Here is a 23446-nt window from a genome sequence, read left to right on the forward strand (position 1 = left end):
ATTAATTAATTTATTCTTCTATTTTATCTATAATTCTTTTAAGTTCCTCTAACTCTTTCCCTGATAACTTTCCCTTCTTATCAAAAGCTGTAATTAGCATCTCCATTGATCCCTCAAAAACAGTATTAATAAGATTCTTAGCTTCTTTTACCTGACATTCCCCTTTATCAATCAAAGGATAGTATTTAAAGTTTGCTGCTGTCTTATCAGCACCTATAAACTCTTTTTCCATAAGCCTTACCACTAAAGTTCGTACCGTTGTGTTTGACCAATTTATCTCTCTTTTTAATTCTTTAATAATCTCTTTTAAAGTTATAGGTGCGTGATTCCATAAAATCCTCATTATTTTCCATTCTGCTTCAGTTATTTTTTTATCCATCATTCCCCTCCCTCACCTATCCCTTTCAAATAAACTACAAGTTTAGTTCCTATTAAGACTACATGTGTAGTCTTAATATGTCAATATATTTTTAATTGTTTCACATAATTTATGCTTAATGATAGAGGTATCCTTCAGTAAAGATAGTTGTGAAAATTAGAATTTAAAAAAGCTGTCTGCAATAGCAAACAGTCAACTAAAAAGTATGTAGATCTGTTCATCACCTATATACCAAGGATACTCTGGACGATACTTGGATTATGATATTGGAATAGGAAGTGGGCAACCAAGCCAAGGTTGCCCACACTTTCGTAGTAGTCAAGATCAGCTTTGGTAATCCTACTTTATGTCATACTAAGGTATGTCATTTTTTTATTGTGATTGTACGGTTATTAATTTCAATAATACCTTCCTCTTTTAATTTCTTAAGCTCTCTAAATAGAGAAGGTCTTTGTACACCCAAATAATCTGCCAGTTGTCTTTTACTCATTGGAAGAAGAATTACCGAAGATTTCTGTATAATAGTTTGCTGTTTAAAATAATCCATAATATTTTCTCGAAGTGTTCTTTGAGTAAACATTGCTATCTTCTGATTTATTCCTTGCGAATTTTGTGAGATTGACTTTATATAGTGCAATGTAAAATTGTAATCATGCAAAAACTCCAAAACAGCATTTATGTCAATATGGATAATTTGACAATCTGTAAGACAATAGATAGTAAGAGGATAACTGTGGTTGTCACCAAATAATAAATTTGCTCCTATCACACTTCCCTGACTAAATTCAAACATCGTAGTTGCTGAACCGTTCGTTGATAAAGAATACGCAACCAAACTTCCTGACAATACAATATCTAATGTACGGCAAGTTTCATTTGCATTATGAACGGTTGCACCTTTCATATAGTGTTTTTGATAAATATGATTACCTGCTATTAGTTTTTCTAAATTAGATTCCTTTACAGCTGAAAATAATGAAATGTTTCGTAAAATGTCAATATTCATATGAATTTACTCCTCCATTTAAAAACATTATATCAAAAAGAAACATCGGTGTCTATTTGCGAATGATAAACTACTTTATAATTGTGTTATCACAAAAAGAATGGAGGATTTGTATGGATATTTTTACAGTGGCAATGTGGATAGGAACGATTATATTCCTTTTGATTTCCTTGAAAAAGGATAAAACAAAGACAGTGAAAGCCCTTAAAATGGCATTTGGTATGGGCAAGGGTATGTTGGGAAGCATATTATCAATTATTTTTTTAATTGGTTTAATTCTGACAATATTACCACCAGAGAATATTGCCAAATTTGTAGGAAGTCAATCATTGTTTATAGCAACGGTGGGTTCGGCGGCATTTGGAACAATTACACTGATCCCTGCTTTTATTGCTTTTCCGCTTGTCGGTACACTGGTTGACGCTGGGGTTAGTATTGTTCCTTCCGTAGCATTTTTAACTACACTTACAATGGTAGGGATCGTAACATTTCCACTTGAAAAGCGTGAATTTGGGCTTAAATTTACTGCTACCAGAAATGGATTAAGCTTTTTATTTGCCATAATTATCGCTATGGTAATGGGGGTGATTGTATGAAAATCTTAAAAAAAGCAAAAGATAATATCTTCTTGATATTGATTGCAACTTCCTATATCCTACTGTTTGTAATTAAACCAGATATGGGTGTCACATCAATTAAAAACAGTGCCTATTACATTAAAGAAATGCTTATGATAATGCCCGTGATATTTGTTCTTACGGCGCTTTTGGATACATGGATTGCAAAAGAAAAAATCACGAAATACTTAGGAAAAGAATCCAAAGTTAAAGGTATCATATTGTCGTTCGTTTTAGGCAGCATTTCTGCGGGACCGATATATGCAGCATTTCCTATGTGTGTCATGCTCCACAAAAAGGGAGCTTCTGTACGAAATTTGGTTATAATTTTAAGTTCGTGGGCAGTAATAAAGGTTCCAATGCTGCTAAATGAAGCAAAATTTTTGGGAATAAAGTTTATGGCAATCCGTTGGGTGTTAACAGTAATTGCTATAGTAGTATTTTCGTGGATTGCTTCAAAGATTGTTAAGGACGAAGACATAGTACAAAAAGAAGAAAAAGCAAGTGGACTTACATTAAACAGAGGATCTTGCATGGGCTGTACATTGTGTACTAAAAAATATCCTGAGGTTTTTGGTATGCAAGGTAAAAAAGCATATATAAAAGCTTATGACTCTGAAATAGATAAAGAAAGGCTTAACCAAACAATATTAGCTTGTCCTGTTAGAGCCATTCATTTTAATGAATAATTAAGAAATGTTGTAAAAGCAACGTACATTTCTTAGTATATGCGGTATAATTTAATCATTAGCTATTTTAACAATAAGGAATTATTGAATAATAACCCCCACAATTCAAAACCTATTATAATAAAAGAGGAGATATATACAATGATTGAGCAAATTCATGAGATGTCAACCGGAGATGAAAAAGCGATTGAAAGAGTAATTCAGGATGAAAATATTCATTATCTTCATATGGTCTTTAATAAGGAGGAAGGCCTCCCAGAACATTTCTCTAATTCCAACGTTTATATGACAGTGGTAAGAGGGACTTTATCTATCGGGCTAAATGATCAAGAAGTTCACCAATATGATAAAGGAACTCTTTTGAAGATTCCTGTAAATACAAAGATGAATGTAAAAAATTTATCCAAAAGTGTGCTTGAGTTAATTGTTGTAAAAGCACCGGCACCTTTGAAATAGTGAAACAAAATTTATAATCATTGAAAGGAGGAGCAAATAATGATAAAATATGTATGTATCCCATGTGGATATATCTATGACCCACAAATAGGTGATCCAGATAGTGGAATAGCCCCTGGCACTGCGTTTGAAGATATCCCTGATAATTGGGTTTGCCCAATTTGCTTTGTGGGTAAAGATGAGTTTGAACCAGTAAAGGAATAATACGAAGGAGGGAACGATTATGAGTATGTTTTGTTACCAATGCCAAGAAACCGCAAAAGGTACCGGTTGTGAGGTAAGAGGTGTATGTGGCAAAAATGAGGAAGTTGCAAAATTGCAAGACTTACTGATTTATGTTACAAAAGGGATTTCTGAAATAGTGGTAAAAGGCAAAGTGGATGTTAAATCCATAAGTGAAGTAAATCATCAAGTCCTAAAAAGCCTTTTTATTACTATTACAAACGCTAATTTTGATGATGGCGCAATCGAAAATCAAATCCATAAAATGATTGAATTTAGAAACGGGCTAAAAAAACAGCTTTCTGGTGTTAACCTTGGTGATGCGGCGGAGTTTGAAGTAATCGATAGAGCGTCTATGTTAGACAAAGCATCTAAAGTAGGTGTACTTTCAACGGAAAATGAAGATGTTCGTTCTCTTAGAGAGATGATTATCTATGGTTTGAAAGGTATGGCAGCGTATACACATCACGCCCTTAATATCGGAAAAGAAGATCTTGCTATCAATGCATTTATTTATGAAGCACTTGCTTCAACCCTTGACGATTCTTTGTCTGCAGATGATCTTGTGGCATTAACATTAAAGACAGGCGAGTTTGGCGTGAAAGCGATGGCGCTGCTAGACGAAGCCAATACCTCCAAATATGGAAATCCTGAAATTACCAGCGTTAATATTGGTGTAAGAAACAATCCTGGAATACTGATTTCAGGCCATGATCTCACTGATTTAGAGCAACTACTGGAACAAACCAAGGGTACTGGTATCGATGTTTATACACATAGTGAAATGCTTCCTGCACATTACTATCCTTTCTTTAAAAAGTATGATAATTTTGCGGGAAATTACGGCGGTTCATGGTGGCAGCAAGTGACCGAATTTGAAACCTTTAATGGCCCCATTTTATTTACTACAAACTGTATTGTACCTCCAAGAAGTGAGGAAATCAGACAAAGAATCTTTACTTCCGGTGCATCAGGCTATCCCGGATGCCCTCACATCACAGCTGATGAAAATGGCAAAAAAGATTTTTCTGAAATTATTGCGATGGCAAAGCAGTGTAAGCCTCCTGTAGAAATTGAATCAGGCAATATTGTTGGCGGTTTTGCTCACAACCAAGTTTTTGCCCTTGCAGACAAAGTAGTTGATGCAGTAAAATCAGGTGCAATTAAAAAGTTCTTCGTTATGGCAGGCTGTGATGGCAGAATGAAATCTCGTGAGTATTACACCGAGTTTGCAAAAAAACTGCCTAATGACACAGTTATTCTCACAGCGGGATGTGCCAAGTACCGTTACAATAAACTTGGATTGGGAGATATCGGAGGTATTCCAAGAGTTCTTGATGCTGGTCAGTGTAATGATTCCTACTCGCTTGTAGTAATCGCATTGAAGCTGAAGGAAATATTTGGACTTGACGATGTTAACGATCTACCGATTGCATATAACATTGCTTGGTATGAGCAAAAGGCGGTAATTGTACTACTTGCGTTACTTTATTTAGGTGTGAAGAATATCCATCTTGGACCTACCTTACCAGGATTTTTATCTCCGAACGTTGCAAAGGTCCTTGTTGAAAAATTTGGCATTGCAGGTATCGGACAAGTTGAAGATGATATCAAGTTATTCATGGGCGAATAATTCGTTTTGATATTTTAAATAAAAGCAAAGATTCTGATTAACATTCGGAATCTTTGCTTTTTTATATTTAGAAATAAATTTGTCACCACCCATATGCAAGGATACCCTGGACGATTTTGGGCATATAAGAATTATGGCACTGTACTAAATTGAATGGTACAGTGCCAAGATTGTGTGTTTATATATATTTTATTGCGCAGATAAAATTAACCATTAAAAGAGGGCATGCTCTTAATAGTTAGTAATTCAATATTGGAAGCAACGTCTGTTTCACAATTAAAATCTATTTGGTATTTGCTGATTATCATTTAGGGGTTGTCCGAGATAGTCAAAAATCCAAAGCTTTTCAGGAGCTACTTAGGGACTAATGTTTATAATATGAGTTATTGGGTCTAAGTCAACCCACTCAATATTACTGGGGTCATGGCTTATCCATTAGGATTATTGAAACTGACAGGATTGGCCGTTGTATTGCCAAATGCATTTGATGGAGAAGGTGTAGAAAGATCAAAATAAATACGGGAATCTTTTGTAACACCAAAATCCTTGTTGGAGCCAGGATCCTGAACACGATTAAATGCCTCTCGAAATATAGCGTTATGCGCTTCTTCACGGTTAAGCAGAAAATCGATGGTTTCCTTTACTTTTTTGTCGTTAATCTGACGATAGAGGTACTGATACACTACCTTTGCTCTCTGCTCTGATGCAATGTTCGATAGCAAATCTGCGCACAAATCACCAGTTACTGTAACATAGTCACCAGTCCAAGAGTAGCCAGAGGAATTGATTAGTCCAGGGTTAAGTCCTAAAATCACATGTGACTGAATTTCGCCTGCTCCGACAGCGGTAGCATCTACATCATGCCCATTAAGCAAATTGTGGGTTAGCCTTTTCTACCTCAACAGGGTGAAAAAGCTGTTTTTCGTGCTTAAACATTATAACACTTCCTTTTACACAGAATATTATTCCACTTTTTGCAAACAATATGCGTAAATAATTTAAAGCAATTTGAGGTTTAAATAATTAACTAATAAATGAAAATATATAAAATTACGCAAACAATTGCATTAAGGTGGGAAAATATGAATTCTGTATGGAAAGAAAAATCACATTTGCCAATTTACAATTCGTTGGAACATGATATTAAGACAGAAGTACTCATTATTGGCGGAGGTTTAGCAGGCATACTGTGTAACTATATGTTAACACAGGCTGGAATTGATTGTGTATTGGTAGAAGCGGATCGTATTTGCAGTGGAATTACAAAAAATACAACCGCAAAAATTACCTCGCAACATGGTTTTATTTTTGATAAGCTAATCAGTGAATTTGATGTGGAAACAGCAACACTTTACTTGAAAACCAATGAAGAAGCACTTGGTAAATATCGTACTCTGTGTAAAACAGTAGACTGCGATTTTGAAGAAAAGGACAATTATGTCTATTCTATTGATGATACACAAAAGGTCCAGCAAGAGCTTACTGCATTGCATAAGATCGGGTTTCCGGCACAAGTCATAAATAGCATTCCGCTTCCATTTTCTATAGCTGGTGCCGTTAAGTTTCCACATCAAGCACAATTTAATCCTTTAAAATTCATATCGGGTATTGTAGATGGACTGTCAATTTATGAGAAAACAGCTGTTCGTGAACTGATTGGTACTACTGCTATCACAGACCATGGGAAAATTAAAGCAAATAAAATTATTGTTACCACTCATTTTCCCTTTCTAAATAAACACGGAAGTTATTTTTTGAAGTTATACCAGCACCGATCCTATGTAATTGCTCTGGAGAACGCACCTTATGTAAACGGTATGTATGTTGATGAGGCCCAAAAGGGATTATCTTTCCGTAACTATGACAATCTTTTGCTTATTGGTGGTGGAGATCATCGAACTGGTAAGCAGGGTGGAAATTTTGCGGAACTTGAGGATTTTGCTAAGCGATACTATCCAAATTGCAATATCAAATACCGCTGGGCAACTCAGGACTGCATGACCCTTGACAGTGTACCCTACATTGGTGCATATTCTGCTAGCACATCAAATCTTTATGTTGCTACAGGTTTTAACAAATGGGGCATGACCAGTTCCATGGTTTCTGCACTTCTACTCTGTGACTTGGTTCAGGGCAAAGAAAACCCCTATGCATGCGTATTTTCACCATCACGTACCATTCTCCGTCCGCAACTTGCTGCAAATGCTTTTGAGGCTGTTATGAATCTGCTTACCCCAACGGTTCCTCGATGCCCTCATATGGGTTGTGCATTAAAGTGGAATAAGCTTGAGCACAGTTGGGATTGTTCTTGTCATGGGTCACGATTTGCGAAGGATGGCAAAATAATTGATAATCCTGCTACTGGAGATTTAAAGCTGAAAGGTAAAAAATAAGTAATTGTCAAAAATATTAATAAATTAGTAAATCGAAAAAGCTTTTTATTAACACAGCTTAATTAGTTGATTGTAAAATTTTGAATAATAATCATGATTTTTTAAAAAGTTTAAATCCGATTCCCATCCTTTTGTAAGGATATTATGGCAGATACTCGGCATTTAATGAATAAGAGGAGCCGCTACACAACCACGAAGTGTAGCGGCTCCTCTTAGATTAATTTGTAGGGAGTTGTTCAATCATTTCTTGTAGTTCGTTGAAAAATCGCGACAGATGAAACCCATCACAAACAGCATGATGCACTTGTACGGCAAGGGGTAATAAGCACCGATCATTTACAGTCTCAAACTTGCCCATTGTGAAAATCGGTAATAAATAGCTGTAGCCTTTTTGCAAATTTAGGTTGAAGCCCTCAAAGCTCGACCATGGAATCATAGATACTGAAAAGGTGTTTTTAGGGGCATTGGGCTTGGCTATCATACGATTGATAGAGCCATATTCCTGAATATCATTTTCGTAATTCGCACAAAACTGCTTATAGTTAGGACTATATGTAGTCCATAGGTTGGAGAAGGTTTCGCTTTCTTTGTGAAAGACAGTATAGCAAGGAGAAAGATAATCGTATACGCCTACTTCTCCGTTATCGTCCAACGCTGTGCGAAATTCCTCGTGGCGATTTACAACACAAGCAATCAGATAGAGCATGGTCGGATACAGGCTCACTCGTTTCTCCCTTAGTTCAGTAATATCAAGACGCACAGTCATGCTGTAGGTACACGGTACATCTGATAAGTAATGGTTAAAATATTCTTCACGCTTCCATGTGGAGCGGTCAATCAACTGAAACATTGTTGATTTCCTTTCAAGTTATTTTCGTTGTTTTTATTTTACCATACAAAAGTACACTAATCTACGTTGTAAATGCAAACTAATCATTGACCGTCCTTTTGCAAGGATTGACTGGAATATACTCGGATTATAGTAGTGAAAACGCAGGGCGGTTATCCGCCCTGCGTTATATTATTATAGAATAGGTACACAAATTTCACAGTAATGATTAGCTACAAGCTTAGCGATGTATCGTTCCATTATTGGTCGATTATAATCTACTTCATATTTTGATTTAGATATCGTGGGGAAGATTTCTGACCATGCTTTCTGCATTGCAGATGCAGTGTGTTCAATTGTAAATACTGCATATTTCCCTCCTGAGATCTTACCAATTGTAATGGTGTCATTACCTATAACAGTATTGTTGCCAAGAACAATGCAGGCATCATATCGGCAATTTTCAGGTTTTGTTAATTGCACATTATCATGAGCTATTCCTAAAATTATTGAGTTTTCATCCATATAATTATTTGTAGTAGCCCAAGATTTCAGTTTTTCCATAGTTTCAATATTTTCTACACCATATGCTCCATATCTTCTGTAATATGCAATGGTTGATGGTGAGATCGTTTCGATTTTGATATTCATAGCAAATATCCCTTCATAAATATAGTGACCGGCCCTTTTTTACTGTACAATGATTTAAAATGAATTACAAATACTATTTTAAAAGTTGTGCATAATAACTAAACCTATTGTTATCCTTTTGTAAGGATACTCTAGACGATTTTGGGTATGTAGTAAAATAGCTAATAAGTAATATCTGCAAACCAATCAAAATGAAGCCATGAAGAATGCATATTACCGAGCCAGAACGAACAAAAATGTTCATGTGTTGCGACTACTGTATCTGCTAAGTGAATAACGAAACGGTCAGGTGAGATGCCTGACCGTTTTGTACTCTATTTGCCACGTTCAAAATAGAAGTCGCAATATAAGCAGGACTTCATATCCTGTCAGAAATCTTGGATAAATGGGTGCATGGGGCGTCTGCAAATTCACAATATGCAAGCCACTGTTGCAGATTTCATCTTGATACCATCCCATTTTTTCACCCCTTGCGTAGCTTCTTAATCAGCTTTACTATTTCATACCAAAACACCGAGATAGCTGCAATGCCGACAGCAATCAAAAGAGCTGTTGCAGACAGCGGTGCCAGCTTCAAGAATGCATTTAGCGGCGAGTAAAGGATAATGCCAAGCATAGCAAGTGTTCCGATATTAACTGCCCACATCACCTTGTCTTTGGCAAGGCATTTGACCGACTGTATAGCAAAATCATGGTCGGAGCTGTTGACCTGCACAAGGAATAGGTTAGACAGCATAATAATTGCAAGCCCCATAGCACGAGCAATGGGTGCATTGTCTGCATTTCCTCCCAGTATGGTGTAGTATGTTCCAAAGAAGGCTGCAAAAATCACAAGTCCCTGTAATATACTTTTGGCAAGAGTTTTTGCGGTTAGTAGCTTTTCTTTGGGGTTACGAGGTTTGCGCTCCATAATGTCCGTTTCTGCAGGCTGACGTTCTAACACAATAGAGCAAGTAGGGTCAATGAGAAGTTCCAGTAGCACAACATGCAGTGGAAGTAAAAGTAGTTCTGTAGGTGCAATGCCCAGGATAGGTGCAAGCAAGGAGGCAAATGCAATAGGAATGTGAATAGTGAACACATAGCCCACTGCCTTTCGGATATTATCATAAATTCGCCTACCATCCTTGACTGTTTCCACAATGGTAGTAAAGTTGTCGTCCATTAAAATAAGGTCGGCGGCCTCACGAGATACCTCACTGCCACGCTTGCCCATTGCAATGCCGATGTCTGCATATTTTAGAGCAGGTGCATCGTTAACACCGTCGCCGGTCATAGCAACAATCTCGCCATTATCCTTAAACGCTTTCACAATGCGCATTTTATGTTCAGGAATAACACGGGAGAAAATGCTAACATCCTTAACCCTTTCACATAGTTCCGTATCAGACATTTCGTTTAGCATATCACCTGTAATGATATGGTCACTGTTTGGCATACCAATTTTCTTTGCAATGGAAGATGCGGTAATTCCGTTGTCGCCTGTAATCATAACAACACGAATACCCGCCCTATTGCATACTGCAATGTCTGCTTTTACGCCTTCACGTGGGGGATCTGCAAGCCCGATGAGTCCACAAAACTTCAAACGACAATCGGTGATTTGTGCTGGGATTTCTGACTCACTCTGAAGATTTGCAGTGGCAATTGCAATCACACGCAGACCCTGCTTTGACATTTCAGTAATTTTATGCTCTACTACTTCTTTATCATCCTCCGTCAACTCGCAGATGGTCAAAATACGCTCTGGTGAACCTTTTGCGGCAATAACAATACTGTCGTTTCTTCTCCATATATGTCCCATCATTTTCAGTTCATTGGTAAAAGCATATTCGCTAATTAGTTCACCGCTAAAGAGATGTTCCTTGGAGATGCCAAGCCAATCACAATGTTTAAGCATTGCTTTTTCCATTGGGTCGTAGGCGTCAGTTTCGCAGCCAAGTCCCATCACTTCACACAGAGTATGGGTATCACCATCGGTAGCCCAAATATCCTGCACTGTCATCTGATTCATGGTAATAGTACCTGTTTTATCCACACATAGTACCGAAACAGCTCCGAGTGTTTCCACTGAGGGAAGCTTGCGCACCAGTGATTGCTTTTTGGCAAGCCTCCATGCACCCATTGAGAGAAACACGGTGAGAATAACCGGGAATTCTTCCGGGATCATAGCCATAGCAAGAGTTATGCCTGACAAAATGCTTTCAATCAGTCGATCGCCAAAAGCGTGATCGGGTATGTTAAACCAAGTGAACACACCCACAAGGGCAAACAAAACAGCCGCTATTCCAGCGCATAGCTTAACAAGGCTGCCGGTCTGTTTTTGAAGCGGTGTATCCTCATTGGGTGCTGCGGCAACATTTGCACCGATTTTACCGTATTGGGTAGCCCCGCCGATTTTATCAACCAATACAGTTGCTGTTCCTTGGGTAACCAAGGTGCCTGCATAGCAATAATCACGGCGCCAGTAATCCTCTGTGAACTCGGCATTTTCGGTTGGGTTCTTCCACACCCCCTCGGCTTCACCTGTGAGAGAGGATTCATCTACGCAGAGGTCATTGCATTTAACAATTATTCCGTCAGCAGAAATTTTGACACCCTCATAAATCATCATTAAATCGCCAGGAACGAGGTCACTGCTGGCGATGGTCTGCTCCTTGTCATCACGAATGACAGTGACGTGTGGGGCAGATAAATCCTTGAGAGCATTTAAGGTTTTGTCAGTTTTCCATTCTTGGATAACATCAATGCTGATAATACCCACTACAAAAATGAGCATAATCCCACCATCTCTGGGCTCACCCAGAATAAAATAGATGATTGCAGCAACAATTAGTAGCAAAAACATCGGCTCACAGATAATGTGCAGAACTTTTCTTTGAAAACTCTCTTTCTTTTGTGAGGTCAATTCATTTTTGCCATATTGTTCTTGCAATCGTTTTACTTCGTCAGCGGTTAGGCCTACCATGTTCAGTTTGTTGCTTATCATAAAAGTTACCTCCGTTTTAGCCTTTCGGCAGTCGTTTGATAGCTCTATGGCACTCCATTTTCAGGGTCATTGTTCCATTTGGGCATAAAAATAGCACACCTATGGAACATACTACTGTCCCACAGATGTGCGTAAAATGCAATCTGTTGCCGCTCACTGGGCGGCCCGGCCCCATGACCTTTCAAAGAAAGGTTCATCGCCTGCTCAGTTTGTACTGTTGATCTCGCATTCACAAAGGAATGTAATGCAGCGCAAAGAGGTTACTAAATATTATATGCAGTTGTAATATAATTGTCAACTGAAATAAGATATTTTAATATTTTTTAAAAATTTATTATTAATTTTAATAATTAAAATCTGTTCGTCATCTTTATACAAGTATTGACTGGACGATACTTGGAATTCACTACAACGAACAAACACTCTTAGGAAGAAATACATTGTTTTTAATATGTCTTGTAGATGTCATAGGATCACCTTATAATTAAAAGTAATAGAGGTGATACTATGCAGGTTAATAGGCTGTTCGAAATGATTTATCTATTGCTAAATAAAGAAAGCATTACCGCTGGGGAACTTGCGACGCACTTTGAGGTTTCACCCCGTACGATTTATCGGGATGTAGAGCTTTTATCCTCGGCAGGAATACCCATTTATATGACCAAAGGTAAGGGGGGTGGCATTTCACTTCTCTCTGGCTTCGTTCTCAATAAAGCTATTCTTACCGATAGTGAAAAATCAGATATTCTCTCTGCTCTGCATGCTGTAGAGGCAGTCAGCTTGGAACAAACTAACTCTGCGGTGCAAAAGCTATCCTCTCTTTTTGGAAACACAAATGCAGATTGGGTTGAAGTTGATTTCTCAGGGTGGGCAAATACAGATGAGGAAGCCAAGCTATTTGGCATACTAAAGGCCGCTATTATAGGAAAGAAAAAAATGGCGTTTCATTATCATAGCAGTGAGGGCAGTATGAAGCGTATAGTAGAACCAATGAAACTCTGCTTTAAGGGGCAGAGCTGGTACCTTTATGCTTTCTGCACGGTGCGTAAAGATTACCGTTTTTTTAAGTTGCGACGCATTAAAAAGTTGGAGTTATTAAATGAGCACTTTGAACGCACGACTCCTACAAAGGTATTTGTTGACAGCAATGTTTTTCAAGATGATTTTATAACTATTACCCTTAAGCTATCAAAGAAAATGGCGTATCGTGTATATGATGAGTTCTCACAATACGAAATACTTCCTAGCGGCGACTTTATTGCTCAGCTCATCATGCCGAGAGGTGATTGGGTCTATCATTATCTCGCAACCTTCGGTGAGCATTGTGAAGTTTTAGAGCCGGAAGATATGCGTCTACAAATAAAGGATACCCTGCAAAAAACACTGGCTCATTATTTATAATATGACATGCTATTGTCGTATTATCCTTGATATGATGATTGTATCAAAAACAAGGAGGTTTATAAAATGAATTATGAGGTTGTGCATTTAGAGCAAAAAATCATTGTGGGGGTAAGTGCAATAACAGGAAGCAGCGACCCTGAAATGGGAAAAATCATTAGTGGACTTTGGGAGAAGCTCTACCAAGAAGGCATTCATGCCGTTATAAAAAACAAAGTAAACGACTATGCTATTGGACTTTATTCCGATTATACGGCGGATGGGTACTGCGTTACAGCAGGGAATGAGGTTTCCAAGGCAGAAAATCCTGAACTGACCATAAAAATAATTCCTGCTGGGAAATATGCAAAATTCTCTGTACATGGACATATGGAGAAAGCTGTTGCCCATGCATGGGGAGAGATTTGGCAAATGAATTTAGACCGTAGCTTTACTGGAGACTTTGAGGAGTATCGAAATGCAGACTTTGAAAACTGTGATATTGATCTCTACATTGCCTTAAAATAAAGGGACGCACTATCGACATAGGAGGAGAAAAAATGGCATCTTCACAAAATTATGTTTTATATGTTTGTGAGCAAGTGAGTCTTGCAGGAAATATTACTTTTAGAAAGATGTTTGGTGAGTATGCCATCTATTGTGATGGCAAATGCTTTGCCCTCATTTGCGACAATCAGTTCTTTATTAACCCTACTAAAGCAGGACTGGCACTTTTACCCAATGTGCAAATGGGAATCCCCTATGAAGGTGCAAAGCCAAGGATACTGCTGGAAGATATAGAGGATCGAGATTTCTTGTGCAAACTGGTGCAAGAAACCTGTGCCGAATTGCCAATGCCCAAGCCTAAAAAGAAGAAGGAGAAATGAAATATCAGGTTTGTTTCTTTCTTTTGGAGCTGTTGCACTAAACAATTAGTGTTCGGCTCCTTTTCTACGTAAAATACACTACACATATGAAGATTACAAAAAAGCCATGTATCAAGGGAAATACTAGCTTGATTCCTGTTCCACCTATTTGTACACATAAAAATAACCTCTGAGAGATTACTCACCCAAAGGTTATTTCAAAATATCTACTTAATTATTCAAGATTTTTCCTAAATCTGTTAGGGATGCACCCATTCTCTTTGAGATTTCTTCCATAGATAGCCCAGAAGAAAGAAAACGCTTGATAACCATTTTCATACATTCGCCCACTTCAATAATATGACTATCTAAGTCATAAAACCTTATCACGCGTTGTCCCCAAGTATGTTCTATAACATCTCCCAAATACTTAATATTAGAGTACTGTTCTAACTTCTTTAAAAAACCATCAAAATCCTCTTCCTCGAAGCATAGTTCCATATTATTGGATTCTTGTAGTATTTTATTTTTAGGAATATTTACAAGCCAATCAAATTCTTGCTGCAATGCTAAACCACAATCAAAAGCAATATTGATTCCATAATCTTGATATACTTTTAGTCCAAATAAATCTTCATAAAATTTTCTCGATGTATTTATATCCTTTACTGATATTACAGTGCATGAATATTTCACTTTGTCTCCCCTTTTACATGTTCTTCCCCTTACCAGATTCCCTGTAAGTTTCTCCTTTGTAAATGAATCAATTTTATTACAACTATCTTACCTTGGAATAAGCCTTTTCTAAAATCAATATCTCCTATTCCTTAGTCCTATTCATTTAATTTTAGGTTGGTTTAATTAATAACAATAGCTGTTGCATCTAATATATTATCATAAATCCACTGAGCATTTTCTGTTGCCAATCTGATACATCCATGACTTAAAGCCATGCCTAACCTGTCGTCAATCACTTCAGTTCCCTCTGCATTAAATAAAATTGAATGATAATAATAAGCACCTTTGATTCTAGTAGCATATTTTACTCTATAAGCGTCAGTACCAAAGTAAGGCTTTCTACCAGTTACATAAAAAGTACCTTTGATTGTCGGGGTACTAGGCTTTCCAACAGTACATTCCCATTTATAGAGTTGTTTCCATAGATTGTTATCATCCTGTACAAATATATACGTAAGTTTATTTTCTAAATCCGTTGTAATTAAATTTGTGGTAGGGCTTTTGATTTGATTATCATTTACGAACCGAGTCATATCTGTATAAAAATATGTGAAATCATATTCTGTTGGAGGATTAGCATCATCAGATAGAAAAGGGGTAAATATATAGCCCTTTCGATTATTATAGATAACTTGACTCCAATCTCCAGTTACAGATAAAACTTGTACTTCAGCTTTGGCCGGAATGACAGTCACTGGGTTGGATTCAGCAGATGGATAGGATCTTAAGAGTGTATCCCTCCAAGTATATTTCGTGATTGATAGGAAGGCATCATAGACATAGCCTTTTAGGTTATTATAGATGACCTCATACCAATCTTCTGCTGCATCAATAACTTGAACCATTGAACCTAAAGGTATTACAGCAAGTACTTTAGATGTTGCAGTGTTATTTTCTCTTAGATTAACATTAGCCAAGGTATATTTATAGACATCTAGCTTTTGGCGGGCATACTTTCTCATCATTCACCTCTAAATTAGTCTTATAATAAAGTATGCTAGCTTTAAGATATTAATGAAAAGATTGATGTATTAACCTATCACTTCTATTTATCTTAGTTAAACTCTTTTTTAATCCACTGCCCTACTTTTACTATTTCTTCTTTTAAGGAACATAACCCAAGTAATATTCCACCAATAAGTAAGGCTCCTCCTACTTGTTGTAATGAAAATGTCCAACCTTGCCATGTATTTCCTGTAACATCCAAGGCTCCTATCGAAAACATAATAGCTCCAGAAATCATAACTCCTACACTAAAAATGGTTAATTTCATACTTTTATACTCCTTACACCTTATTTCTAAAGCACAAGTACCTCATTAAATCTCCCTAGTTAGTAAAATAGATTTATCCTCTATTTTGTGCCTCTACAAGATTTTGGCTACTGAACATCTTACGCAAGGTATTTTTCTCAATTTTACCTGTGGGATTTCTAGGAATATCTTCAAAAAAGATTTTACGTGGTCTTTTGTAACGAGGTAATTTAAGACAGAATTGATTAATTTCCTCTTCTGTTAGTGTATGGTCTGGTTTTACTTCGATAATTGCTGCCGCAATCTCACCTAGACGTTTATCAGGAAGTCCAATAACGGCTACATCATGCACTGCCTCATTGGTGCGAATGAAATCTTCGATTTGAACAGGATATAAGTTTTCGCCACCGCTAATGATGACATCCTTCTTACGGTCTACTAACAGAATAAAGTCATCTTCATCTTGCTCAGCCATATCTCCAGTAAATAACCAACCCTCCTTCAGAACTTCATTAGTTGCTTTTTCATCACGATAGTAGCAGGTCATCACACCAGGTCCTTTAACTGCTAGCTCCCCAACTTCTCCTTTTTTAACAGGATTGCCTTTTTCATCTACAATTTTCACTTCCCAACCATAGCCAGCCTTACCGATAGTACCTACTTTATGTACATTCTCTACTCCTAAATGTACACAACCTGGTCCTATAGACTCACTTAAACCATAGTTCGTATCATATTGATGATTAGGAAAGTATTCTAACCATTTACTGACTAAGCTTGGTGGTACAGGCTGTGCTCCAATATGCATCATACGCCACTGATCTAGCTTATAATCTGCTATTTTTAATTCCTCACGGTCTAAAGCTTCTAGTATATCTTGTGCCCATGGTACGAGTAACCATACAATGGAACATTTTTCTTCAGAAACAGTTTGTAAAATAAACTCTGGCGTCGTGCTTCTTAAAAGGACCGCCTTCCCCCCTGAAAGTAAGCTACCAAACCAGTGCATTTTAGCCCCTGTATGGTAAAGTGGGGGAATGCATAAGAATACATCCTCTTTTTCTTGTCCATGATGAGCTTGTTCTACAACAGCCGCATGCATCAAGCTACGATGCTTATGTAAAATAGCCTTTGGAAAACCGGTCGTACCTGATGAGAAATAAATGGCTGCATCATCCTCATCAGTTAATTCAATATCAGGTGTACGACTTGAACAATTGGCTGTAAGTGCCACATAATCTTCAGCAAAAGTTGGACAGTTATCTCCTACATAAAACAAAAGACGGTTTTTACTAATCTCATCTGCTATTTCTTCCACGCGTCCAATGAATTCTGGTCCAAATACTAAAATATCTACTTCAGCTAGCTCCACACAATATTTAATTTCATCCGGTGCATAGCGAAAGTTAAGAGGAACAGCCAGAGCACCTGTTTTTAAAATACCAAAATAAATAGGTAACCATTCCAGACAATTCATTAAAAGAATACCTACTTTGTCTCCTTTTTCAATTCCTCTATCTAGAAGCATATTAGCAAAACGATTGGCTTTTTCATTAAAAACATGCCAAGTGATTTCTCTGCGATAATGTGTCATAGGATTAGGTTCCATCAGCTCGTACTCCTTCCAAGTGACACGCCTCTTCTCTTTTACCTCTGGATTTATCTCAATTAAACAAATAGCATCACCGAACTTTTCACTATTTTGTTCTAACAATTTCGTAATAGGCATAATAACTTCCTTCCTTAATGTGTTTAAAAACTTACTCATTATAGTGTACACATAATTTAGGCTATTATCAATGTTCGAATTTAAATTTTACTGATTTTTTTAATAGTTTTTGTTTATTTTTTATTATCTTAGTTAATCATTTTTTATTTTCTTTTATATATAATGGGTTCATCGTATCCAAATGTTTTCTTACCGTTTGCTTCCATCATTTCAGTCACTTCTAGCCTTTCTTCCGAAAATCGTTCAAATAAAGTAAATTTGAGAACAGGAGAGAACATACTTACACTTCCACCTTCCCATACACCATTTTTTAGGACATAAATTGCTGGTGTAAATTTCTCAGATTTCTTTAAACACGAATACTCTACATCTCTTAGCGCATCATATGTAAAAGTTGTTTTATCATAACCATTTGGTATGTCATAAGATGTTAGCTTGATTCCTTCCTCTTTCTCTGTAAACAAAAATAAATGAGGAGCTGCATGTGTTTTTCCTTCAGAAGTGTAATAACTTTCCTCTACAAGAAAAATACCTTTAAAATCTTCTGGTAAATGGATTATCTTATCATTACATATCGTATTAATATGTTCGGCAAATGGAAAATGTCTCATTCCTTGATCTTGAAATCTTTTGTATTGCTCCCTATTATCAAACTTACCTGTTAAAATATTCATGAAAGCTTCTAATTTGCTCATATGGCATCCTCCCAAGTCATAAATTAATTGTTTATCAATTGATGATGGTAAGTATACTCCACTTTTTTATGGTTGTCACGTATTTTGAATATATTTACATTTATATCATATAATGGTTCTTTGTATAAATAACTTTCTTAATATATTTGAATTCTTATTTGTTAACTTTATTTTATCTAAGAACTTGCATTTTAATAAAAGATAGTAGCATCTACTTCATAACCTTTTTTCAGTATTCCTTTATTTTCTTGAAGCTCAAGATCTACCTTAATCATATTTTCACCATTTACTACTACTGATTGGTTGGCAATGCGACTTACTTTGGCTTCTAGTACTTGTTCCTTATTAGCTAAGAGTGTTGCTTCTGCTTTACTACCTACTGCTATATGACCAATAAAACTTTCTGGAACATCTACTGTAATTACTAAATCCTCCGTATCTACCATACGTAAAATAGGCTCTTTGCTATTTTCTTCTAATAGACTTCCTTCTTGAATAAGTAAATCACAAATCACACTATTCTCTTTGTCTACTACAATAGCATTTTCTTTTAAATAACTTTTAGTTAATTTATCTTTCATATTCTTGAGCTCTATTTGAGCAATTTGAATTTGCATATTAAGCTTCTTTGCATAAGTTATTTTATCTGCATGTGCATTGTCGACAGTTGTTTGAAGACTTTTTATAGTAGTAGCAAGTTCACCTATTTCAAGTTGCTTTTGGGCATAAAGCTTTTCAAGATTAGCTTCATACTCTCTTTTGCTGTTTGTAAGCTGTTTCATGTTAAGTACCATCTTTTCTAACTCGTGTTTCGCAACATCGCCCATTTCTGCTAACTGCTCGCTAGCTTCATATTCTTTATGAGCTACTTTAAATTTTTCATCTGCTAAAGCAATTTTTTCCTGAATAACTTTTATCTCTGAGTCTGTTCCAGACTCTAAAAGATTTTTTTTAAGAGCAAGTTCACTGCTTTTTTGGGCTATTTGAATACTTTCTGGACTAAGATTACGATTTGCTGCCGCCAGTTCTATTTCTAAAAGTTGAATCTCCTGTTCTTTTTTTAAGATGTCATTTTTATAACCTTCATAATTAATACTTACTAATTTATCACCCCTTTTAACTTCATCTCCTGTCTTTACATAAACTTTTTCTATAGAAGTTGGAAAATCCACATAAATCTCTCTTATTACATTAGCCTCTACCTTGCCAAAAACATCTACTTTATTTTCTTCTACTTCTTCTGCTTGTTGTTCCACTACGACTGCAGCCTTGGTTTCCTTACCGCTACAACCTGTCACCCAAACACCTGTCCCGAATATACTCATACTTAAAATAAACATACTCCACCACTTCCTCATTTTCTTCCTCCTCCTATCAGTATGGATCCTTCTTTATGAATATGTCCATCTTTTACCCTAAGCAAATGAGTCCCATAATCAGCAGCTTCTCTGGAATGGGTTACTTGTACAATAGTCTTTCCTTGCTCTCTATTAATGCACTTTAGCAATTCCATAATCTCTATGCCTGTCTTGCTATCTAAATTTCCTATTGGCTCATCTGCAAAAATAATATCTGGCTTATTAATCAGTGCCCTGGCAATAGCTACCCTCTGTTGCTGACCTCCTGAAAGCTCTCTTGGCGTATGTTTCCTTCTGTCTTTAAGTCCCACAATCTCTAAGATTTCATCTAAATCTTGACGATAATTTTTCATCTTTTTGCCATCTAATAAAATAGGTAAAAGTATATTCTCCTCTACATTTAAGTTAGGAATAAGGTTGTAAAACTGAAAGACAAAACCAATATCATTTCGTCTCATCTGACTTTCCTCCTTATCCTTCATCTTACTAAGTTCCTTTCCATTAATTTTAATAGTCCCTTCAGTCACCTTATCTAATCCACCTAAAAGGTAAAGTAATGTACTCTTCCCTGAACCAGAAGGTCCCATAATAGAATAAAAATGTCCCTTCTCAATCCTTAGATTAATATCCTTTAAAATATTTATTTTTTCACTACCTAAAGCATAACTCTTACAAAGTCCCTGAGTTTCAATAGCAATCTCCACCTTTAACCCCTCACCTTTCCTTATCTAACCCTTTTCATCTCTTAACCTTACGATTAATTTATTTAACGTTTAATATTTTCTTTATAGAATTTATCTTAAAAGTTCTCTCATAAGAAACTTCTAAGAAAACCTTAAAAAAACCTTAAGAAATAAAATTTTTCTTCATACCATCCAATTAAATAGGCGAGTATAGAATTACAGGCAGATATAGAATCTCGGGCAGATATAGAATCTGCCCCTACGGGAAGAAAGTGGTGTATAGACTTAAAGTTTACTCAAACTTAATGGCTTCAATGATATTAAGTTTGGAACTCTTAAAGGCTGGCGAAATAGAAGCCACCACTGTCACAAGGGTAGCCATCATTAAATATACCCCTATCCCCTCTCCAATAAAATAAGCAACAGGTGGCATTTGAATAAGTTCTAAAGCATAAGGTAAATTCTTCATCATTATCCATCCCATTCCAATCCCTACACTTGCTCCCATAGAACCGGTATATAAAGCTTCAAGAAAAATCATTTGAAGCACTTGTTTCTTACTCATTCCCACTGAACGGTAGACTGCGATACTTCGCTTCCTTTCGATAAAGCTAATAAAAAGATTATTGATAATCCCTACAATTCCAATTAGTACAGCTAATAGGGATAAAGTAGATAAAACCATCATAACCGAAGCATTTGAGTCTGCATTATCTTTTATTTGATTTTGTAAACTCCTACCTTGTAAATGCCTATCCCTATATTTCATCTTTAAATATTCAAGAACAGCATCTGGTTCATGGCTTGTTTTAAGATAAATGGAAGTATAATTATGGCTTGCAAAGTCTTGCCTATAATAATTTTCTCCAATTTGCACCATGTTACCATTATTCATTAGAGTATCAAAAAAACCTACTATCCTATAAGTACGAATTCCCTCTGGCAACTCTAACCTTAATAATTGACCTTTTTCAAGGTTATAGCGTTTTTTTAGGATGCTCGCTACAGCTATATTACGTCCCTCTCTTAGGCTATTTAAAATTTCTCTCTTTGCTTCTTCACTAACATAAGTATAGGTTTTATACTTACCATGTCTTTCTCCTTGTACTGCTTCCACTGAAAGAATAGGTGCATTATCATAATCCACTAATAACGTTTTCTGTCCTGCAAATACCCCTCCCTCTATATTACCGTATGCTTCTTTTATCCCCTCTTCATAATAAAGAGCTCTTACATCTATTTTAGTCATTCGATCCATTTTTATCTCTAAGCTATAGGCAAAGCTTTTCTCATAAGCATTGACTATTTCAACTGCTAGGTTCTGTCCGAAATTATTAATCATTAACAGTATGCCTACACCAATGACAATAAGTGTCAGGCTATTACGGATACTCTTATTATCTTTAATGTTTTTAATAGCCAATAAACCAATATTGCCAAATAGGCTACCAAATAAACTTTCAATTAAACCAGTAGTCCACTTAACAATTAGTGGCAAAACGCCAATGACACCTAATATACAAAGTATTAAACTTAAGCTTCCTGCTACTAAAGAGAGCTGCTCTGGCACAACTTGTGTACCCCAAATGCTAAACCCCACTATCAATAGATAAAATATATCCTTCCAAAACCTTCTTCCTTTCATCTTTTCTGTACCCCCTAATACAATTTCCTTAACTGGTATCTTGGAAATCTTTAAAATAGGGAAAAGACTACTTAATAAACATATCAAAAGACATAACAAAAAGGTACCTATAAAGTAACTGGGCTTTAAAACCACCTTTCCAGTTACCACCTCTCCTTTTAGAGCTACCATCATAGCCATAACAATACCTTTTAGAATCCCTACTCCTACTAAACTTGCTAGCACTCCTCCTAAAACACCATAAAAGCTTCCCTCTAATAGCAATACTCTATTCACCATCTGCTTACTTGCACCTATACTTCGAAATGTGCCTATAACTGGCATCTTTTCTAGCATAATAACCTTAAAAGAAGAATACACAATAAATAAACTCATCATTGTAATAATGACTGCCATCATCACAAGCATAGTAGAAAAAGATGTCAGTATTTCTCTAAAACTCCCTAAGTCCATAGCTTCACTCACTTCATACTTCGGATAAAGTTTTTTTATACTCTCCATCAAAACCCTTAGATCTTTACCTCCTGTAGCCTTAATATAGAGAATTGTTGCTCGATTATCTGCCCCTAAGTTACTAGAGAGCTCCTCGTAAGGAACCATAAGAAGTGGCGTATCCCCCTCATTCTTAAAAATCCCTACATTTGTCGTCACACCATAAATAATGTACCTTTTTCTTTTATCTTTTAAACGAACCTCTAAGCTATCACCTACTTGAAATCCGTATTTATCGGCTGTCTTTGCACTAATAATTATGTTACTTCCCTCAAAGGCAAGACTTTTACTCACCCTTATAAGTTCTAATGTATTCATTCGCATATAATCCTCTAAGGTAATCCCTATCAGATGCATTTCATCGTATACTTCTTGCCCAACTTTGTAATATGCTGAGGTATTTATAGTCGGAATAATATAATTTGTTTCTTTACTTAATTGTCTACTAGGCCCTAGGTTCACATATTCACTAGGCGATTTACCATTAGCTGTAATCTTAAGGTCAGCATTCCCAATGCTGGCCTTTGCATTATCTTCATACAGCTTCATGACTGAATCTGTAATCCCCATAGAAGCAAAGCATAAAGCGCCGGATAAAAGTATTGCTAACATAATAAGCAGCGTACGCAGTTTTTTTTCACACATGGATTTTATAATGTATTTTATAATAATAGACATCTTCCCCACTCCTTAAACTAAAAAAGTTAGTATAAAAGCACTGTATCTTAACTTGCTTCTATACTAACT

General features: G+C 36.3%; 23 protein-coding genes and 1 riboswitch. Of the genes, 9 read left to right on the forward strand and 14 right to left on the reverse strand.

The genetic code is table 11. The features are described from left to right. Positions 1-10: 10 nt before the first annotated feature. Complete coding sequence (locus CS063_RS08390; RefSeq protein WP_180270733.1) at positions 11-379, reverse strand: BlaI/MecI/CopY family transcriptional regulator; 369 nt, start codon at positions 377-379, stop codon at positions 11-13. Between the two features lie 364 nt (positions 380-743). After that, on the reverse strand, positions 744-1385 hold the full coding sequence (locus CS063_RS08395; RefSeq protein ID WP_099449257.1) for a Crp/Fnr family transcriptional regulator: 642 nt from the start codon (positions 1383-1385) through the stop codon (positions 744-746). Positions 1386-1498: 113 nt separating this feature from the next. On the opposite strand from CS063_RS08395, the gene CS063_RS08400 reads away from it, so the two are divergent. From CS063_RS08400 to hcp, 5 genes are all read left to right on the forward strand, one after another. Then, positions 1499-1981: a permease gene (locus CS063_RS08400; protein ID WP_045093661.1), complete on the forward strand. Its 483-nt coding sequence runs from the start codon at positions 1499-1501 to the stop codon at positions 1979-1981. Beyond that, complete coding sequence (locus CS063_RS08405) at positions 1978-2691, forward strand: permease (RefSeq protein WP_099449258.1); 714 nt, start codon at positions 1978-1980, stop codon at positions 2689-2691. The genes CS063_RS08400 and CS063_RS08405 overlap by 4 nt, the downstream gene beginning before the upstream one ends. A 141-nt stretch (positions 2692-2832) precedes the next feature. After that, positions 2833-3147: a cupin domain-containing protein gene (locus CS063_RS08410; protein WP_045093659.1), complete on the forward strand. Its 315-nt coding sequence runs from the start codon at positions 2833-2835 to the stop codon at positions 3145-3147. A 39-nt stretch (positions 3148-3186) separates the two neighbouring features. Then, the gene (gene rd / locus CS063_RS08415) at positions 3187-3351 is read left to right on the forward strand and encodes a rubredoxin (protein WP_082082671.1); all 165 of its coding nucleotides are present in this window, start codon (positions 3187-3189) and stop codon (positions 3349-3351) included. A gap of 19 nt (positions 3352-3370) precedes the next feature. Further along, positions 3371-5002 (forward strand): hydroxylamine reductase, encoded by a 1632-nt coding sequence (hcp, locus tag CS063_RS08420; protein ID WP_099449259.1) that lies wholly within the window; start codon positions 3371-3373, stop codon positions 5000-5002. 428 nt (positions 5003-5430) lie between these two features. Here hcp and CS063_RS08425 read toward each other — a convergent pair whose 3' ends face one another. After that, positions 5431-5877, reverse strand: a complete 447-nt coding sequence (locus CS063_RS08425) for a manganese catalase family protein (RefSeq protein ID WP_330400999.1) — start codon at positions 5875-5877, stop codon at positions 5431-5433. Positions 5878-6084: 207 nt separating this feature from the next. Here CS063_RS08425 and CS063_RS08430 point away from each other — a divergent pair, with 207 nt between their 5' ends. Further along, the gene (locus CS063_RS08430) at positions 6085-7395 is read left to right on the forward strand and encodes an FAD-dependent oxidoreductase (protein ID WP_099449260.1); all 1311 of its coding nucleotides are present in this window, start codon (positions 6085-6087) and stop codon (positions 7393-7395) included. 217 nt (positions 7396-7612) lie between these two features. Here the strand turns inward: CS063_RS08430 and catA are convergent, their stop codons facing one another. From catA to CS063_RS08445, 3 genes are all read right to left on the reverse strand, one after another. Beyond that, the gene (gene catA / locus CS063_RS08435; RefSeq protein ID WP_099449261.1) at positions 7613-8245 is read right to left on the reverse strand and encodes a type A chloramphenicol O-acetyltransferase; all 633 of its coding nucleotides are present in this window, start codon (positions 8243-8245) and stop codon (positions 7613-7615) included. Between the two features lie 174 nt (positions 8246-8419). Continuing rightward, a complete protein-coding gene (locus CS063_RS08440) occupies positions 8420-8875 on the reverse strand; it encodes an AraC family transcriptional regulator (protein WP_099449262.1) in 456 nt (151 codons plus the stop codon). Positions 8876-9338: 463 nt separating this feature from the next. Beyond that, positions 9339-11861 carry a cation-translocating P-type ATPase gene (locus CS063_RS08445; protein WP_099449263.1) on the reverse strand — a complete coding sequence of 841 codons (2523 nt, stop codon included), beginning with the start codon at positions 11859-11861 and terminating at the stop codon, positions 9339-9341. A gap of 112 nt (positions 11862-11973) precedes the next feature. After that, positions 11974-12079, reverse strand: a riboswitch (NiCo riboswitch). A 289-nt stretch (positions 12080-12368) separates the two neighbouring features. Between CS063_RS08445 and CS063_RS08450 the strand changes: the two genes are divergently transcribed. The 3 genes from CS063_RS08450 (at position 12369) to CS063_RS08460 (ending at position 14128) form a co-directional block, all read left to right on the forward strand. Then, positions 12369-13262 carry a helix-turn-helix transcriptional regulator gene (locus CS063_RS08450; protein WP_099449264.1) on the forward strand — a complete coding sequence of 298 codons (894 nt, stop codon included), beginning with the start codon at positions 12369-12371 and terminating at the stop codon, positions 13260-13262. 66 nt (positions 13263-13328) lie between these two features. After that, positions 13329-13769: a GyrI-like domain-containing protein gene (locus CS063_RS08455; protein WP_099449265.1), complete on the forward strand. Its 441-nt coding sequence runs from the start codon at positions 13329-13331 to the stop codon at positions 13767-13769. A gap of 32 nt (positions 13770-13801) precedes the next feature. Then, entirely contained in the window at positions 13802-14128 is a 327-nt protein-coding gene (locus CS063_RS08460; RefSeq protein WP_099449266.1) for a TfoX/Sxy family protein, read from the forward strand. Positions 14129-14338: 210 nt separating this feature from the next. Here the strand turns inward: CS063_RS08460 and CS063_RS08465 are convergent, their stop codons facing one another. The 8 genes from CS063_RS08465 to CS063_RS08500 form a co-directional block, all read right to left on the reverse strand. Continuing rightward, positions 14339-14803 carry a VOC family protein gene (locus CS063_RS08465; RefSeq protein ID WP_099449267.1) on the reverse strand — a complete coding sequence of 155 codons (465 nt, stop codon included), beginning with the start codon at positions 14801-14803 and terminating at the stop codon, positions 14339-14341. Positions 14804-14964: 161 nt separating this feature from the next. Continuing rightward, positions 14965-15807, reverse strand: a complete 843-nt coding sequence (locus CS063_RS08470; RefSeq protein ID WP_099449268.1) for a L,D-transpeptidase family protein — start codon at positions 15805-15807, stop codon at positions 14965-14967. A gap of 92 nt (positions 15808-15899) precedes the next feature. Then, positions 15900-16118: a hypothetical protein gene (locus CS063_RS08475; protein ID WP_099449269.1), complete on the reverse strand. Its 219-nt coding sequence runs from the start codon at positions 16116-16118 to the stop codon at positions 15900-15902. A gap of 73 nt (positions 16119-16191) precedes the next feature. Continuing rightward, positions 16192-17826 carry a class I adenylate-forming enzyme family protein gene (locus CS063_RS08480; protein ID WP_099449270.1) on the reverse strand — a complete coding sequence of 545 codons (1635 nt, stop codon included), beginning with the start codon at positions 17824-17826 and terminating at the stop codon, positions 16192-16194. Between the two features lie 143 nt (positions 17827-17969). Next, the gene (locus CS063_RS08485) at positions 17970-18521 is read right to left on the reverse strand and encodes a hypothetical protein (RefSeq protein WP_099449271.1); all 552 of its coding nucleotides are present in this window, start codon (positions 18519-18521) and stop codon (positions 17970-17972) included. Positions 18522-18712: 191 nt separating this feature from the next. Further along, positions 18713-19879 (reverse strand): HlyD family secretion protein, encoded by a 1167-nt coding sequence (locus CS063_RS08490; protein ID WP_099449272.1) that lies wholly within the window; start codon positions 19877-19879, stop codon positions 18713-18715. Next, a complete protein-coding gene (locus tag CS063_RS08495) occupies positions 19876-20583 on the reverse strand; it encodes an ABC transporter ATP-binding protein (RefSeq protein ID WP_099449273.1) in 708 nt (235 codons plus the stop codon). Before CS063_RS08495 ends, CS063_RS08490 begins: the two co-directional genes overlap by 4 nt. Before the next feature lie 271 nt (positions 20584-20854). Continuing rightward, the gene (locus CS063_RS08500) at positions 20855-23377 is read right to left on the reverse strand and encodes an ABC transporter permease (protein ID WP_099449274.1); all 2523 of its coding nucleotides are present in this window, start codon (positions 23375-23377) and stop codon (positions 20855-20857) included. Positions 23378-23446: the final 69 nt, after the last annotated feature.

Source organism: Sporanaerobium hydrogeniformans, from assembly GCF_002735925.1.
GTDB lineage: Bacteria > Bacillota > Clostridia > Lachnospirales > Cellulosilyticaceae > Sporanaerobium > Sporanaerobium hydrogeniformans.